This is a genomic window from Geomicrobium sp. JCM 19055 (assembly GCF_000698185.1).
Taxonomy (GTDB): Bacteria; Bacillota; Bacilli; order Bacillales; family Marinococcaceae; genus Geomicrobium_A; species Geomicrobium_A sediminis.
Genome location: NZ_BAXL01000008.1, coordinates 107,955 through 123,627 on the forward strand (window position 1 = coordinate 107,955; position 15,673 = coordinate 123,627).

Annotated in this window: 15 protein-coding genes and 5 pseudogenes; 19 read left to right on the forward strand and 1 reads right to left on the reverse strand. The window is 42.2% G+C overall.

The features are described from left to right. The first annotated feature begins 20 nt into the window (after nucleotides 1-20). From prmA to mtaB, 3 genes and pseudogenes are all read left to right on the forward strand, one after another. Nucleotides 21-982 (forward strand): annotated as a pseudogene (gene prmA, locus JCM19055_RS29080) (50S ribosomal protein L11 methyltransferase). After that, on the forward strand, nucleotides 982-1,731 hold the full coding sequence (locus tag JCM19055_RS08785) for a 16S rRNA (uracil(1498)-N(3))-methyltransferase (protein ID WP_042359471.1): 750 nt from the start codon (nucleotides 982-984) through the stop codon (nucleotides 1,729-1,731). The pseudogene prmA and the gene JCM19055_RS08785 overlap by 1 nt, the downstream one beginning before the upstream one ends. Before the next feature lie 6 nt (nucleotides 1,732-1,737). Further along, nucleotides 1,738-3,077 (forward strand): annotated as a pseudogene (gene mtaB / locus JCM19055_RS08790) (tRNA (N(6)-L-threonylcarbamoyladenosine(37)-C(2))-methylthiotransferase MtaB). Nucleotides 3,078-3,189: 112 nt separating this feature from the next. On the opposite strand, the gene JCM19055_RS08795 reads toward mtaB, so the two are convergent. Beyond that, nucleotides 3,190-4,116: a Na/Pi symporter gene (locus tag JCM19055_RS08795; protein ID WP_042359472.1), complete on the reverse strand. Its 927-nt coding sequence runs from the start codon at nucleotides 4,114-4,116 to the stop codon at nucleotides 3,190-3,192. A gap of 177 nt (nucleotides 4,117-4,293) precedes the next feature. On the opposite strand from JCM19055_RS08795, the pseudogene rpsU reads away from it, so the two are divergent. The 16 genes and pseudogenes from rpsU to recO all read left to right on the forward strand — a co-directional run bounded on the left by rpsU (nucleotide 4,294) and on the right by recO (nucleotide 15,600). Then, nucleotides 4,294-4,469, forward strand: a pseudogene (rpsU, locus tag JCM19055_RS08800) (30S ribosomal protein S21). A 200-nt stretch (nucleotides 4,470-4,669) separates the two neighbouring features. Further along, nucleotides 4,670-5,326, forward strand: a complete 657-nt coding sequence (locus JCM19055_RS23370) for a nodulation protein NfeD (RefSeq protein WP_152549817.1) — start codon at nucleotides 4,670-4,672, stop codon at nucleotides 5,324-5,326. A gap of 31 nt (nucleotides 5,327-5,357) precedes the next feature. Continuing rightward, nucleotides 5,358-5,966, forward strand: a complete 609-nt coding sequence (locus tag JCM19055_RS23375) for an NfeD family protein (protein ID WP_052366124.1) — start codon at nucleotides 5,358-5,360, stop codon at nucleotides 5,964-5,966. Between the two features lie 56 nt (nucleotides 5,967-6,022). Continuing rightward, nucleotides 6,023-7,006, forward strand: coding sequence for a flotillin-like protein FloA (gene floA / locus JCM19055_RS08810; protein ID WP_370543064.1), 984 nt, complete (start codon nucleotides 6,023-6,025; stop codon nucleotides 7,004-7,006). A 44-nt stretch (nucleotides 7,007-7,050) separates the two neighbouring features. Continuing rightward, complete coding sequence (locus JCM19055_RS08815; protein ID WP_042359474.1) at nucleotides 7,051-7,629, forward strand: hypothetical protein; 579 nt, start codon at nucleotides 7,051-7,053, stop codon at nucleotides 7,627-7,629. A 155-nt stretch (nucleotides 7,630-7,784) separates the two neighbouring features. Continuing rightward, nucleotides 7,785-8,015 (forward strand): sporulation protein YqfC, encoded by a 231-nt coding sequence (gene yqfC, locus JCM19055_RS08820; RefSeq protein ID WP_238554253.1) that lies wholly within the window; start codon nucleotides 7,785-7,787, stop codon nucleotides 8,013-8,015. A 46-nt stretch (nucleotides 8,016-8,061) separates the two neighbouring features. Further along, a pseudogene (gene yqfD / locus JCM19055_RS08825) lies at nucleotides 8,062-9,222 on the forward strand (sporulation protein YqfD); the annotation flags it as partial. 5 nt (nucleotides 9,223-9,227) lie between these two features. Further along, nucleotides 9,228-10,196 (forward strand): PhoH family protein, encoded by a 969-nt coding sequence (locus JCM19055_RS08830; RefSeq protein ID WP_042359476.1) that lies wholly within the window; start codon nucleotides 9,228-9,230, stop codon nucleotides 10,194-10,196. Between the two features lie 21 nt (nucleotides 10,197-10,217). Further along, nucleotides 10,218-11,423 (forward strand): hypothetical protein, encoded by a 1,206-nt coding sequence (locus JCM19055_RS29085; protein ID WP_052366126.1) that lies wholly within the window; start codon nucleotides 10,218-10,220, stop codon nucleotides 11,421-11,423. 19 nt (nucleotides 11,424-11,442) lie between these two features. Further along, nucleotides 11,443-12,357, forward strand: a complete 915-nt coding sequence (locus JCM19055_RS29090) for an HD family phosphohydrolase (RefSeq protein WP_265181966.1) — start codon at nucleotides 11,443-11,445, stop codon at nucleotides 12,355-12,357. Then, a complete protein-coding gene (gene ybeY, locus JCM19055_RS08840) occupies nucleotides 12,350-12,808 on the forward strand; it encodes an rRNA maturation RNase YbeY (protein ID WP_042359477.1) in 459 nt (152 codons plus the stop codon). The genes JCM19055_RS29090 and ybeY overlap by 8 nt, the downstream gene beginning before the upstream one ends. Before the next feature lie 82 nt (nucleotides 12,809-12,890). Next, nucleotides 12,891-13,154 carry a diacylglycerol kinase family protein gene (locus JCM19055_RS08845; protein ID WP_305047338.1) on the forward strand — a complete coding sequence of 88 codons (264 nt, stop codon included), beginning with the start codon at nucleotides 12,891-12,893 and terminating at the stop codon, nucleotides 13,152-13,154. 12 nt (nucleotides 13,155-13,166) lie between these two features. After that, nucleotides 13,167-13,595: pseudogene (locus JCM19055_RS08850) on the forward strand (cytidine deaminase). Continuing rightward, nucleotides 13,582-14,487, forward strand: coding sequence for a GTPase Era (gene era, locus JCM19055_RS08855; protein ID WP_042359479.1), 906 nt, complete (start codon nucleotides 13,582-13,584; stop codon nucleotides 14,485-14,487). Before JCM19055_RS08850 ends, era begins: the two are co-directional and overlap by 14 nt. A 203-nt stretch (nucleotides 14,488-14,690) precedes the next feature. After that, nucleotides 14,691-14,819 (forward strand): YqzL family protein, encoded by a 129-nt coding sequence (locus JCM19055_RS25350; protein WP_081831508.1) that lies wholly within the window; start codon nucleotides 14,691-14,693, stop codon nucleotides 14,817-14,819. Between the two features lie 22 nt (nucleotides 14,820-14,841). Continuing rightward, complete coding sequence (gene recO / locus JCM19055_RS08860; RefSeq protein ID WP_042359480.1) at nucleotides 14,842-15,600, forward strand: DNA repair protein RecO; 759 nt, start codon at nucleotides 14,842-14,844, stop codon at nucleotides 15,598-15,600. Nucleotides 15,601-15,673 lie beyond the last annotated feature (73 nt).

Consider the following 15,673-nt stretch of genomic DNA (forward strand, 5'->3'; position numbering starts at 1 on the left):
GAAGAAACGAGGGATTGTTGATGCAATGGATTGAATGTCGTGTACATACAACACATGCAGCACATGAATTAATCGCACAACTGTTTATTACGCATGGAGCGAATGGAACCGTTTTAGAAGATAGTCGCGGGAAAGATTTTACCCCGGAGCCGTGGACCGATATTATTGGAAAGCCAAAGACGGAACATTTGCCGACCGATGGTGTCGTTGTAAAAGCTTATTTCCCTGATGACGGTACGCTCGAAGCGACATTAAGTGCTGTGAAAAAAGATCTCGTTCAATTAGAAGCGACAACAAATCAACCGGTCGCACAGACTGAAATTCTGCTTACGACAGTGCATGAAGAAGATTGGGCTGAGGCGTGGAAAGCGTATTACAAACCGGTGCAAGTGAGTGAGACGATGAGCATTGTACGACTTGGGAAAGTTATGAGAAACGTCGAGAAGATGAACACGTCATCACAATGGACCCTGGTATGGCATTTGGGACAGGTACACATGAAACAACCTTACTCTGTTTACAAGCTTTAGAACATATTGTGAACGATGGGGATACAGTCATTGATGTCGGTACAGGTTCTGGTATACTTAGCATCGCAGCGGCTAAACTAGGGGCAAAGGCTGTTCATGCCGTTGATCTTGATCCACTAGCGGTTCAAGTAGCAAAGGAAAATAGTGAAGCGAACAACGTAAGTGAACGTATAACGATTGAACAACGTGATTTGTTAAGTGAATCATCAAACGAACAAAAAGCAGACATTGTCGTAGCCAATCTTCTCGCACACCTCGTCATCGCGCTTGCTCCTGATATTCACCGTCACTTGAAAGTCGGTGGAAAGCTTGTAGTTAGTGGAATTATTAAGCAAAAAGAACAAGAAGTCATTGACGTGTTAAAGCAGGAAAACTTCCAAATTGATGACGTGTTAGAGCAAAAAGATTGGGTCGCTATTCGTTGTAGACTAACAGAAGTTGGAGGCGAATAATGCAGCGATATTTCATTGAGCAAAACGAGTGGACGAAACAAACGGTGACGCTCACTGGTGAGCAAGCGAAGCATATTGCAAAAGTGATGCGAATGCGTGAAGGTGACAAAGTCGTTTGTGTTAATAAAGAAGACCAACTTGCAGGTGTATTTCGGATTCAGTCACTCGCTGAGCAACACGTCGTTGTCGAGTTTGAAGAAGAATTGATATCTGACGTTGAACTTTCGATTCATGTTACAATAGCTCAAGCTGATATTAAAGGTGACAAGTTTGAATATGTCCTCCAAAAAGGCACAGAACTTGGTGCGAGTCGCTTTCACGGATTTTCTGCAAAGCATTCGGTCGTTAAATGGGACAACAAAAAAGAAGAGAAAAAGCTTTCTCGATATCAGAAGATCGTTCAAGAAGCTGCCGAGCAATCGGAACGCTTAGTGCTTCCTTCAGTTATGCACTTTCCAAACGTCGATTCACTCCTAAGTGATTCATATGACCATCGCTGGATTATTTCTGAAGTCGCAGCAAGAGACGGTAAGCATGAGGCTTTATATGAAGCAATGCAGCAGGTACAATTCGGGGATCGTTTGCTCGCTGTATTTGGTCCTGAAGGTGGCTTTAGCGAAGAAGAGCATGAGCGACTCGTTAAGGAAGGCTTTCAGCCGGTGAGTTTGGGACCGAGAATTTTGCGTGCCGAAACGGCATCTCTTGCATTACTTAGCATGATCAGTTATCAATTTGAATTAATGAGGTGAAGTTTTATGCCAAGTGTGGCATTCCATACACTCGGTTGTAAGGTCAACCATTACGAAACAGAAGCAATTTGGCAGCTCTTCAAAGATGCGGGTTACGCGCAACGTGAAGGTGAAGATGAAGCGGATGTTACGTAATTAATACATGTACAGTAACGAACACAGGTGATAAGAAGAGTCGCCAAGTCATTCGACGTGCGATTCGTAACAACCCTGAAGCGGTCATTTGTGTAACTGGGTGTTATGCACAAACATCTTCAGCAGAAATTATGGATATTCCTGGCGTCGATATTGTCGTCGGTACACAAGATCGTAAGAAAATGATTGGATACATCGATGAGTTCAGGAAAACACGTGAGCCGATGAATGCAGTTGGCAACATTATGAAAACACGTACGTATGAAGAACTTGGTGTTCCAGCATTTCGTGATCGTACGCGTGCGAGTTTGAAAATCCAAGAAGGTTGCAATAACTTTTGCACATTCTGTATTATTCCATGGGCAAAAGGTTTACTTCGTTCTCGCGAACCAGAACAAGTGTTATCTCAAGCGAAACAACTCGTAGAAGCAGGGTACAAAGAGATTGTACTTACAGGCATTCATACTGCGGGTTACGGCGAAGACTTTAAAGACTACAACTTTGCGGCACTTCTTCGAGAACTTGAGCAAGTCGATGGGATCGAGCGCCTACGGATCTCGTCAATCGAAGCGAGTCAAATTACTGACGAAGTCGTTGAGGTCGTTAAGCAATCTGATAAGATCGTTAACCATTTCCACATTCCTTTACAAGCGGGTTCTGATACGGTTTTAAAGCGAATGAGAAGGAAATATACGACTGAATTCTATCGTGAGCGCGTTGCGCGTTTGGAGCGTATCTTCCCAGATCTAGCGATTACAACGGACGTCATTGTCGGTTTTCCTGGTGAAACGGAAGAAGAGTTCCAAGAAACGTATGCATTTATTCAAGAGATTGGTTACTCTGAGCTTCACGTGTTTCCGTACTCCAAGCGTACAGGCACGCCTGCAGCGAGACATCAAAACCAAGTAGACGATGAAACGAAGAACGAACGTGTGCATAAACTCATTGCTCTATCTGAGCAAATGGCAAAAGAATATGCATTAAGGTTTGAAGACGAAGTCGTTGAAGTCATCCCAGAAGAAGAAGACAAAGAACAACCTGGAAAAGGCATTTACGTCGGTTATACGACGAACTACTTGAAAGTTAAAGTACAGGCGACAGAAGAAATGGTCGGTCAAATCGTAAAAGCAAAGATTACGAAAGCCGGATATCCTCATAACGAAGCGGAATTTGTTCGTGTGATGGACGTGAAAGCGCCAGCTTCAATCTAACGCTTGTACTCATAAAGAAACCTTTTGATGAAGGAGCAATGAAGCGCTCCGAGTATCAAAAGGTTTTTTGTATAAACCATTGAGATAGGTGTTTGTTGGATATAGTAATTTTCTATACTCTACCGCCTGTCATTCGCTCAATCAGCGTTGCAAAAGGGTGAATGAACGGCAACAGTACGAGAGAACAAACTAAATTAAAAATCACCGATGCATGCGCAACTTGTGCCGCAGGATCACTCGTTAAGTGCATAACAATGTCAGAGAATAAGCCAACAAACGGTAAAAACAATAGTGCCCCACCAAGATTTAGCACGACGTTTGCCATCGCTGTTTGCATCGCGCCTCGTCCAGCTCCGATTGCGGCAATGACTGCCGTTAAACAAGTTCCAACGTTTGAACCCATCATAATTGAGATGGCTTCATTTAAATTTAACAAGTCATTCGCATACAATTGAATGGCGATGGCAATCGTTGCCGTGCTTGATTGAATAATAGATGCGATTACAGTACCACCAAGTAACGAAGATAAATTACTAAAATCTTGGTTTAGAAATGCTTGGAGAATTGAGGTTGTTGCCAAGTTTTGACCCCAATTGCCCATACCATCCATCGCAAGAAACATACAACCGATCCCACTGAAAATCATCCCGAATAGAAACAGACCTTTATAGCGAGAAAGCAAACAAACAAAGCCGAGTGCCAGTGCGATAATTCCGAGTGTTTCTCCAGATAGTACGAGGATTTCTAGCGTAATCGTCGTACCGACATTTGCGCCGAGTATAATAGCAATCGTTTGCCTAAAAGGAATCAGCCCAGCTGCGACGAGACTAACTGCGAGAACCATGACGGCAGTGGAGCTTTGTAACGTTGCAGTTACAGCGAAGCCGACGATAAATCCGAGCAATGGATGGCTCGTACTCGTATAAATCATCGTCTTCACCCGTGCGGGTGTGGCTCGTTCTAATCCTAAACGTATTAGTGCAATCCCGAATAAGAAAATAAAAATGTAAACGACAATCATCATAAACGAAGATTCCATAGCCCGTCCTCCATAGTTCATCTATATGAGGACAACAAGAGAATATTCAAAAACTGAAATAACTCTTGCAAACTGACTAAGTATGCAGTACAATTTAGTAAAATGACTTCACTAGTACAAGATCTTTATACGAAGAGGTCATGATTGTGAGCGGTACTGCGGAGGGAGGGATTCAAAATGGCTGAAACACGTATTAGAAAGAATGAGTCGCTCGATTCAGCGTTGCGCCGTTTTAAGAAAAATGTTTCGAAAGACGGTACTCTAGCTGAGGTCCGCAAGCGTAAACATTATGAGAAGCCAAGCGTTAAACGAAAGAAAAAAAATCAGAAGCTGCGCGTAAGCGTAAGTTCTAAGTTTTTCTAAACGAGCGTATGAAACCCTCGGTACAATTGTATCGAGGGTTTTTCACATTTTCGTACGATTTTTTTTGAAACCCGTAAGGGTTTTATTACGTAAATAGTGTAAAGCAACAAGTGGCAGCGCTTGTCTTCGTGCTTCTTCGTTGTGTAAAATGGTGATAACGGTTACGTAAGCGATAGAAGGGTGGGAACAAATGAGTAAGGTGCACCGAATTTCTCTGTTTTTGTTGCTGCTCGTTGCAGGGATGTTTTTGCCGTTTTTATCAAGTGCGCAAAGTGATCAAACCGTGCATGTGATCCCTGTTGAACAGACGGTAGAGCGGGGGCTTGAAGCCTTTTTAGATCGAGCGATTGACACTGCCGTAGAACAAGGCGCGGACCATATTCTACTAGAAATGGATACGCCGGGCGGCGCTGTGAACGCAGCAACGAATATCGTAGGGAAAATACAAGAGACAGAAGTTCCGATTACTACATTTGTGCTAGGTGAAAATTACGGCGCGATTTCAGCGGGTGCTTATATTGCTTTGTATACAGACAATATCTTTATGCAGCCAGGTGCTCAAATTGGAAACGCGAGTGTGATTGATGGTGCTGGTAATGCAGCAGATCAAAAGGTTGCTCAAAACTGGGCAACAGAGATGCGGACAGCAGCGCAAAGTAGTGATCATGACCGACCACCAGATATTGCAGAGGAGATGGTGAATCCAGATAAACCAATTTCTTTATCTGCTGATGAAGCTGTTAACAATGGCTACGCTGAAGGAAAAGTCGATCATCGGGAAGAAGTGCTTGCGAAATTAGATCTTGCTGATGCGGAAATCGTAGAGCAAGAGATTACATTTTTTTGAGACGCTAACGAGATGGATTACTCATCCAGCGATGATTTCGGTTCTACTTGCAGTAGGTGCAGTTGGACTAATTGCCGAGTTTTTCACTCCTGGATTTGGTATTGCCGGTTTAATCGGTCTTTCATCCTTAGGGTTATTTTTCTTTGGTCATTTGTTTGCAGGATTTGCTGGATGGGAAAGTTTAATCCTTCTTATAGTCGGATTAATTCTTATAGTTATTGAAATAGTGTTTACAGGCTTTGGATTGTTTGGTTTACTAGGTGTTGGAGCTATTATCGGCAGTATTTCCCTTGCCTCCTTTGATACGTCGCAGATTTTTGTTTCGATCGGAATTGCAGTAGCAGCTGCAGCAGCGGCGGCTTTCGTGTTATTTAAATACTTCGGTCGGATTGGTTTGATGAAACGATTTGTCTTGGCAGATCAGTTGTCAACGAAAGAATCTGAAGAGCGACACCTGACCCAAAAGCAACTCGTTGGAGAAGTTGGCGTTGCTTTAACCCCACTACGTCCAGGTGGAATCGGTGAATTTAACGGTCAGAATATTGACGTTGTCACAGAGGGAAGCTTTGTTGAGCGGGGAAAAGAAGTTCAAGTCGTTCGGACGAACGGGGCAAGTATTGTTGTACGAGAAAAGCTGTAAACTACAATTAAGGGGGATTTAGTAACATGGATGAACTATTCAACACAGGTAACATTATGATTATTGTAGTTGTTGCAATTGTAATCATTTTGTTCGCGATTTTGTTTACTTTCGTTCCAGTTCGTTTATGGATTGCAGCGGTCGCTGCCAATGTAAAAGTAGGGATCTTCACGTTAGTCGGGATGCGACTACGTAATGTTGTTCCAAAACGAGTTGTAGAACCATTGATCAAAGCTAAGAAAGCAGGCCTTGATGTAACGATTAACATGCTTGAAGGGCACTATTTAGCTGGTGGTAATGTAGACCGCGTAATTAACGCTTTAATCGCAGCTCACCGAGCGAATATTGAACTTACATTTGAGCGTGCAGCAGCAATTGACTTAGCGGGTCGTGACGTACTTGAAGCGGTTCAAATGAGTGTAAACCCGAAAGTAATTGAAACACCATTTATTGCAGGTGTGGCGATGGACGGGATTGAAATTAAAGCGAAATCACGTATTACCGTACGTGCGAACATCGACCGCCTCGTCGGTGGTGCTGGTGAAGATACAGTAATCGCCCGTGTAGGTGAAGGTATCGTATCAACGATCGGTTCAAACCACGATCATAAGAAGGTTCTAGAGAATCCTGACATGATCTCACAAACTGTTCTTAGTAAAGGGTTGGATTCTGGTACAGCGTTCGAAATCCTATCTATTGATATTGCGGATATTGATATCGGGAAGAACATCGGTGCAGAACTTCAAACGGATCAAGCTGAGGCAGATAAGAACATTGCACAAGCAAAAGCAGAAGAGCGTCGTGCAATGGCCGTTGCCAAAGAACAAGAAATGAAAGCTCGTGTTGAAGAAATGCGTGCGAAAGTTGTTGAAGCAGAAGCTGAAGTACCAATGGCGATGGCTGAAGCATTCCGAGCTGGTAATTTAGGTGTTATGGACTACGTTAATTTCCAAAACGTGCAAGCTGATACAGACATGCGCGAGAGCATCGGTAAAGCAACACATGATGAAACCGATCAAGATCCTCACCAAAATCGGTAACCGCAACTAACGTAGCGGCTCTCGAATAAAAGGAGGGGTCACCTGTGGATTTTATATGGATTGTGTTGATTATGTTCATCGTATCTAGTTTGATTAACATGTTCACGCAAAAGCAACAAAAGCAACAACAAGAACGTCAAAAGCCTGGTACAGGTGGTCAACCACAAGATGTAAACAGGCAACCATCGCAAGGAAATCAACGGGAGCAACAACCAACACAAGAGCAGGACAATCCGTTTGGTGACCTAGGCAAACAACTTGAAGAAATGTTTGGTGGTGGACAACAACAGCGGACAGACCACCCTACAGAGCGTCAACCCGAAGCGAATACAGAAATGTATTCAGAAGCGAGGCAAAATGACGAAGTTGTTGTTAGTGATGAAATGAAAGAATATGAACGTAAACGTGAAGAAGCGAGAAAACGTCGTCTTGAAGCTGAACAACAGTTAAAAGATAAAGTTGTCAATCTCGAATCTAAGCGTCGAGTGGCTGATGCGTCTCAGGCGGTCTCCTTTAAGAACATTACGTCAAAAGACGTCGTTCAAGGCATGATTTGGTCTGAGATTTTAACCGAGCCACGTGGTACAAAGCCACATCGCATAAGAAGAACACGTTCAAGATAAGTGTCATAAGATAAAGCATCCTCATCGTTGAGGGTGCTTTTTCTTTTGTTACAAACGAAGTGGTAAACAGCCAGTTACATACATACGAATAGGTATAGGAGGGAATGTTTGTGAGCGCTATCTCAAAGAAGTTTCGCAAGCTAATTAGCAAAGGGATGCAAATTCCTATTGATGTTACGTTAGGATTGCCGAGGGTGACAATGATCGGTCAATTGCATGTCTATATTGAGAATCATCAAGGCATTCTTTCCTTTACACCAGAGCGCGTACACTTGCGTCTTACTGACGGCGAGTTAATCGTTGTCGGGCAAAACATCATCATTAAAGCAATTCTACCAGAGGAGCTCATCCTCGAAGGAACGATTGATGAAATAAAACATGTGTAATGAAAGAAGGAGGACGTGTTGATCATGAGCAAAAAAAACGTGGCTCGGCACGGTTGTTACGACGGTTGAAGGAGAGGAAGTTGAATCATTTATTAACGCATGTACGTCTCAAAACATTCAATTTATGAATGTTGAAAGGACGAGCATGACGAGCGTACGCGCAGTTATTCTCATCGAAGACGTAAGAAAGTTAAGAAAAATCGCGCGTAAACGTGGACTCGTTATTCGTTTTTTAGAGAGAGATGGCATGTACGTGATCAAAGAGCGGAGTAAGAAGCGGTTTGGGTTCATCATTGGAATTGTTGCTTTTTGTGTTGCACTAGGTTTGCTTTCACAACTCGTGTGGAAGGTTGATATTGAGGGAGCTTCCCCTCTCGTAGAACAAGACGTTCGTGAGTGGGCTGAACAAGAAGGCTTAAGAATTGGACAGCCTCAATGGCGATTAGCTCCAGAAGCAGACATTCAACAACGTGTAACAGAAGAAGTTCCAGGCGCTACTTGGATTGGTGTTGAAAAGATTGGCACAAAGTATCAATTCAGGGTCGTTGAACAACATCTTGCTGAAGAACAAGAACAGCTTACCCCTCGTCATTTAATTGCAAATAAAAATGGTGTTATTCAACAGATGTATGTCGAAAATGGTCGTGCCGTCGTAAAGAGCAATGACGTCGTTCAAAAAGGAGAATTGCTCGTATCTGGATTGATCGGAAGAGAAGGAGAAGAAACTGCAATTGCTGCAAAGGGTGAGGTGATGGCTGAGACATGGTATCAAGGAACAGTTGAAGCCCCTCTTCAATTAACCGGCATTGCATCAACAGGTGAAACGAAAAATCAATACACGTTTACATGGAACGATTATTCATTTGTGTTTTGGAACAAAGATGCTGAGGCGGAATATGAGCAATTCCATACAGAGACCGATCAGTTAACGTTACCGCTCGGGTTTGTAACGGTTCCATTACCGATTGAAAAAACGACGTATGAACAACGAGACACGATGACAATTGAGTACAGTGAAGAAGAAGCGATTGAGCATGCGGTATCAATTGGGAAGAATCATTTAGAGCAGCAATTGGACAACGATGCGAAGATCATCGCTGAAAATATTTTACAGACACAAACAGACAATGGTAAAGTTAAGCTATCCATACATTATCAAGTCGTTGAAAATATTGTACAAGTTGCGCCTATACAACAAGGAGATTGAGTAATTTGACAGAACGAAAAGTCATTGATTTGCACGTAGAAGATTCCACAGAATTGCAAACTTTGTTCGGTCCGAATGACACACATCTTAAACGGGCAGAAGAGCTTCTTGGCGTTTCCATTGTTACTAGGGGCGAAGCGCTCGTTGTGACTGGCAAGGAAGAATATATCAATCGGATTGAACGCGTCTTTTTAAAGCTGTTATCACTGCTTCGACAAGGTACGCTCATTAGTGAGCGGGATGTAATTTATGCATTGCAGTTGGATGAAGATAAGCAGCTCGATAAGTTAAACCATATGTATCAGGAAACGATTGCGATTAATGCAAAAGGCAAACCGATCGTTGTGAAAACACTCGGACAACAAAAGTATGTTCGTGCGATTCGTAACCACGACCTAATCTTTGGTATCGGTCCTGCAGGTACTGGGAAAACGTATTTGGCAGTCGTTATGGCTGTAAGTGCCTTGAAAGCTGGACAAGTAGAACGCATCGTTTTAACGAGACCAGCTGTTGAAGCGGGTGAGAACTTAGGATTTTTACCGGGTGACTTGAAAGAGAAAGTTGATCCATATTTACGCCCGCTTTATGATGCGCTTCATGACATTTTTGGTACAGAGCATACGTCAAGGTTAATGGAAAGAGGGACGATTGAAGTTGCACCTCTTGCTTATATGCGTGGTCGTACGTTGGATGATGCGTTTGTCATCTTAGATGAAGCTCAAAATACGACCCCTGAGCAGATGAAGATGTTCCTCACTCGTCTGGGCTTTGGTTCCAAAATGATCGTTAATGGTGACCTTACTCAAATTGATTTACCAAAAGGTAAGAAATCTGGTTTAGGAATTGCGAAAGACATTCTTGGTCATGTGAATGGAATTAGCTTTATTTACCTCGAAGGTGCTGACGTTGTTCGTCATACACTCGTTAAGCGGATTCTTGAAGCCTATGACACGAACGAAGAATCGTCATTATAGGGCTAATGGAGGAGAATCGCCGTGTCACAGAAAACCAACAAAAAGCAGACTGCTCTTAACAATCGTTACATTCGACTAGGGTTGTTTCTGTTACTCGGGGTTCTTCTTTACGTATCAACATTTAACAATGTTGTACCTGAGCAATTGGACATCTCATTGTCTGAACCAGCTCCACAAGACATCCGTTCTCCTATTACAATTGAACATGAAGAACAAACAGCAGAACGAAGGCGAGAAGCTGTCGCAACGATCGATCCTGTCTATACACTTCAAACGCATTATGCAACAACGCAAACAGATAAAGTAAACGCAATCTTTGATTTGGCAATCACACTTCAATCAGAGATGGAAGAAGAATCTGAAGAAGCTGACGAGCCTCCTGGTACCGATGAACAAGTCGAATATATGCAAGATGCACTAAGTGAAAACGTTGATCAATCCATTTCTAGCGCAACGATTGAGACGCTTTTAACATCTTCAAGTCAAGAGTTAAGAACAGCAAGAGATGTGGCTAGAAATGCGATCTTTGAAGTTATGAACGATGGTATTTCTGTTGATCAAGTTCCGACGGCGCGTGAAGAAGCAGAAGAGCGGGTGTCACGTTCTATCACAAGCAGTCGAATGCAAAGTGCTGTGTCTGAAATAACGACGTCTCTTGTAACCGCGAATTATATTTATGATGATGAAGCGACAAACGAGCAAGTCGAACTGGCGGTTAGTGAAGTCGATCCAGTATTGATTCGAGAAGGGCAACTTCTTGCGCAAGAAGGAGAAGTCATTGGTCCGGAAGCTTATGAACAAATGCGACTCGTCGGGCTTCTTGATGATAGTACGTCTTTGTATCCATACATAGGGTTGTTAATCTTTGTAGGACTTCTTTTACTTTTATTGCAATTGTACATGATGCAAACGAGTGCTCCGATTCATAACAGTAATAAATATTTACTTTTATATGTTATTGTATTTGTCGTGATGCTCGTAATCATGAATTTGCAAAGCTTAATCATTCAATTCGACCTAACAGGTGTCATGTGGTTAACGCCGATGGCGCTCGGACCGATGCTACTGGCTCAATTGATTAATTACCGTGTCGCGCTCTTTTCTGCAACGTTGTTTGCGATTACTGGTAGTATTATTTTTAGTCATGCAGCGGCAAGTTCGTTCCATTCTTCATTCTTAATTTATGCGATTTTAAGCGGATTTGCGGGTGTGTTTTTTTATCGGTAAGCAACCCCGGATCTCAAAAGTGCTCCAAGCAGGGATCTTTGTTGCGCTAATTAACGGTTTAGCGGTTACGTTGCTCCACATGATGAACAATCAGCAAGTTGTTTTTCAAACGTACGGCAATGAAGTAAGCTTTGCGGTGCTCTCTGGCTTTTTATCAGCGATTTTGTCTCTAGGTCTCTTGCCGTTTTTTGAAACAGGCTTTAATATATTATCGAAAACGAAACTTATTGAATTAACGAATGCAAACCAACCGCTACTTCGGAAGATCTTGCTTGAAGCTCCGGGAACGTATCACCATAGTGTCATGGTTGCTAACCTTTCTGAAGCGGCATCTGAAGCAATTGGTGCAAATGGTCTGCTTGCTCGTGTAGGTGCTTATTATCACGACTTAGGTAAAACGAAAAATCCGATGTACTTTATTGAAAACCAAATGCAAATTGAGAATCCGCACGATCGATTACCGCCAGAGCGAAGCAAACAAATTATTATTGATCATCCGTATGACGGGGCAGCGATCCTTGAAAAACACAACTTCCCAAAAGAGATTGTTGATATCGCGAAGGAACATCACGGTACAACTTTATTAAAGTTCTTCTACTATAAGGCGAAAGAACAAGGCAAAGAACCTGTAGAGTCAGAGTATCGATATCCTGGACCACGGGCACAATTTAAAGAATCGGCGATTATCGGAATTGCAGATAGCGTTGAAGCTGCAGTCCGTTCAATGCCTAATCCAACAGAAGAGAAAATTCGGAACCTCGTCGATGCGATCATTCGTGATCGTCTTGTTGACCAGCAATTTAACGAATGTGATATTACATTAAAAGAATTAGCGACTGTCGCAGATTCAATGTGTGAGACGTTGAAAGGGACGTTTCATTCTAGAATTGAATATCCAGACGATGAGCAAGGAGAAGTAAAGGAAAATGAGTGAAAACATTGATGTGATTGATGAAACAAATACGTTAACTGACGAAAGAATCGAGCTCGTCAAAAATGTAATCTTGTTCTCGTATAAGCATCTTGAGCTTGATGAAATGACGGAATGTTCCTTGGTGTTCGTGCATGAAGATCGAATCCAAGAACTTAATCGTGATTACCGGAATAAAGATGCGGTTACAGACGTATTGTCGTTTGCATTGAATGACGATGAACAAATGCCAGGAGACGAGCATGTACTTGGAGATATCGTTATTTGTGTGGAACGAATGAAAGAACAAGCTGAAGAATATGAGCATTCAATTGAGCGTGAACTAGCGTTCTTAAGCGTGCACGGTCTATTGCATTTACTCGGATACGACCATATGGATGAAGCCGAAGAACGTGAAATGTTTACGTTGCAGGAGGAACTGTTAAGCGCTTATGGGTTGGGGAGAGAAGCGTAAACGTAAAGGCTTTCGCAGGTTACTACATTCTTTTGTATACGCCTTTCAAGGATTATACTATGTACTTCGTCACGAACAGAACATGCAAATCCACTTAGGCGTATCGCTTTTGATTATTGTGTTCGGCCTTATGGTCGAATTATCACCATTACGATGGGCAATTTTAATGATTGTCATCGGTGGAGTGATTGCTCTTGAAATGGTCAATACGGCAATTGAACGACTCGTTGACCTCGTGTCGAGTGATTATCATCCACTTGCAGGAATCGTAAAAGACGTGGCAGCATCAGCGGTCCTTATCTTTAGTATGATTGCTGTCGTCGTTGGTATTATTATATTTTTTTGAACCACTATTGCAATGGATCTCATAGAGGAGGAGCATACATTGACGAACCAATTACAACAATTAGCAGAAAATGCAAGATCACACGCATACGTTCCTTATTCCACATTTCAAGTAGGTGCAAGTCTTGAGACGGAAGATGGTACATTATACAGCGGTGTAACATTGAAAATGCGTCTTATGGATTGACGAATTGTGCCGAAAGAACGGCCATTTTTAAAGCGATGTCGGAAGGGCATCGGAAAATCAAAAAAACTTTATGTAACAGCAGATACGAAAGGACCGGTTTCGCCGTGCGGAGCTTGTCGTCAAGTGATTGCTGAATTTATGGACCAAGACGGAGAGGTTATTCTCGCCAACGTAAACGGAGAGAAGCGCACGGTTACGATCCAACAATTATTGCCAGGTGCATTTGAAGCAGGAGATATGGATGAACAAAAATAATCAATTTAAATCAGGGTTTGTGTCGTTAATCGGTAGACCGAATGCAGGGAAATCTACATTACTAAATCAAGTGATCGGACAAAAGATCGCAATTATGAGCGATAAACCCCAAACGACACGTAATAAAATCCAAGCGGTTTACACAACAGAAAACGAACAGCTCGTATTTTTAGATACACCAGGAGTACACAAGCCAAAGCATAAGCTCGGTGAGTTTATGGTCAATCAAGCGCTAGACACGTTAAAGGAAGTCGACGTCGTCTTGTTCTTTATCGATGTTGCAGAACCATTTGGAAAAGGCGAAGAGTTTATTCTTGAATCGCTTAAAAAGATTCAGACACCAGTGTTTCTCGTTATGAACAAAATCGATAAAGTCCACCCAGAGCAATTGCTTGAGCGAATTGAAGAATATCGTCATCATTATGATTTCAAAGAGATCATTCCAATCTCAGCGTTAGAAGGGCAAAATGTTCCTGTATTAGTGGAGAATCTCGTAAAGTACATGCCAGAGGGGCCGCAATATTATCCTGATGAGCAAATTACAGACCACCCTGAACGGTTTATTATTGCTGAGCTCATTCGTGAGAAGGTGCTTTATCATACTCGTGATGAAATCCCTCACAGTGTTGCGGTTGTCATTGATCAAGTGAAGGAACGCCCTGATCGCAAAACGTATGTACAAGCAACGATTGTTGTTGAGCGGAATTCTCAAAAAGGAATTGTCATCGGAAAACGTGGGGCGATGTTAAAACAAGTGGGACAAGAAGCGCGAAAGGATATTCGCAAATTACTTGGAACAGACGTGTTTCTTGAACTATGGGTGAAAGTGCAAAAAGATTGGCGAAACAAAGCGCGATTTTTGAATGAACAAGGCTATTCGAATCGAGAATAAGTAAATGTCGTGCAAAAACAATAAGATTTACTCGAAACAATGGTGATCTACTCGAAGCCATTGTTTTTTTTCGTTGGACAACTTATAGTCAACATAACGATTATGAAGGTCAGATAGCGGGTAATAACCCAAGTATTACTACTTATGAAGAATTGCACTTATGCTCATTCTAACATATGTTACTTTAAAAGGGGTGCTTTCTTATGTTGAGTTATTGGAAGTTATTTTCTTTAACCGGAAATTTGGATTCGTACCTATTGCATAAGGAAAATGAATGCGTTGATGATGGGGAAGAAAGTCTACACGAAATAGAAGAACAAGATAGTGAATGATTACTGAGGAAGAAGCGACGACATGTTAGACAAAAGCGAAGGGATCGTCATACGGACTATTCCATATGGCGAGTCCCATATCATTGTAAAAGTGTACACGAAAGAGCGTGGCAAAATTGCTTTAATGGCGAAAGGCGCAAAGAAACCAAAAAGCCAATTTGCTGCAATTGCTCAACCGTATGCATATGCATATTTTACGTTTTATTATCGGCAAAGCATGAGCACGTTGTCACAAGGAGAAATGTTACAATCGTTCCGTCATTTGCGTGAGAATTTGGATAAAGGGGCTTATGCTGCGTATTTACTCGAGTTGCTCGATGCGGCTACAGAAGAGCACGTGCCAAGTCCTGCTACGTTTTCGCTTATCTTATCGATGCTCGGTCGTTTAAGAGACGGTGATGACCCTGACGTTATTAAGATGTTATTTGAACTGAAGATGACGCATTTGTTAGGTATACGCCCACAGTTAGACGCTTGTGTAAACTGTGGCAGAACGTCAGGTGTGTTCTCGTTTTCAGTTCGAGAAGCTGGATTTCTATGTCATCATTGCATAGAGATTGATCCGTATCGTTATACACTGGATGATAAACAAGTCAAGTTGTTACGAATGTTATATTACGTAAAGCCAGACCAACTCGGTCAACTCGCATTAAACGACCAGAATAAGAGTGCGTTAAAGACAGTAATCGACGGCTATTATGAGTCGTATGCTGGATTAAATTTAAAAACAAAACGCTTCTTAGATCAATGGGTGAATTGGAACCCTGATCTACCTAAGTAGCTTGCTCTTTAGAGTTGACAGTCTTTAAATTTTTATGTATGATAACTGTTACGACTAACTACATAATTCACGA

Bases quoted from the DNA above. Each gene is read 5' to 3' on its own strand.
- JCM19055_RS08785 (WP_042359471.1), top strand. From the start codon at position 982: ATGCAGCGATATTTCATTGAGCAAAACGAGTGGACGAAACAAACGGTG.
- JCM19055_RS08795 (WP_042359472.1), bottom strand. From the start codon at position 4,116: ATGGAATCTTCGTTTATGATGATTGTCGTTTACATTTTTATTTTCTTA.
- JCM19055_RS23370 (WP_152549817.1), top strand. From the start codon at position 4,670: ATGAGTAAGGTGCACCGAATTTCTCTGTTTTTGTTGCTGCTCGTTGCA.
- JCM19055_RS23375 (WP_052366124.1), top strand. From the start codon at position 5,358: ATGATTTCGGTTCTACTTGCAGTAGGTGCAGTTGGACTAATTGCCGAG.
- floA (WP_370543064.1), top strand. From the start codon at position 6,023: ATGATTATTGTAGTTGTTGCAATTGTAATCATTTTGTTCGCGATTTTG.
- yqfC (WP_238554253.1), top strand. From the start codon at position 7,785: ATGCAAATTCCTATTGATGTTACGTTAGGATTGCCGAGGGTGACAATG.
- ybeY (WP_042359477.1), top strand. From the start codon at position 12,350: ATGAGTGAAAACATTGATGTGATTGATGAAACAAATACGTTAACTGAC.
- JCM19055_RS08845 (WP_305047338.1), top strand. From the start codon at position 12,891: ATGCAAATCCACTTAGGCGTATCGCTTTTGATTATTGTGTTCGGCCTT.
- era (WP_042359479.1), top strand. From the start codon at position 13,582: ATGAACAAAAATAATCAATTTAAATCAGGGTTTGTGTCGTTAATCGGT.
- JCM19055_RS25350 (WP_081831508.1), top strand. From the start codon at position 14,691: ATGTTGAGTTATTGGAAGTTATTTTCTTTAACCGGAAATTTGGATTCG.
- recO (WP_042359480.1), top strand. From the start codon at position 14,842: ATGTTAGACAAAAGCGAAGGGATCGTCATACGGACTATTCCATATGGC.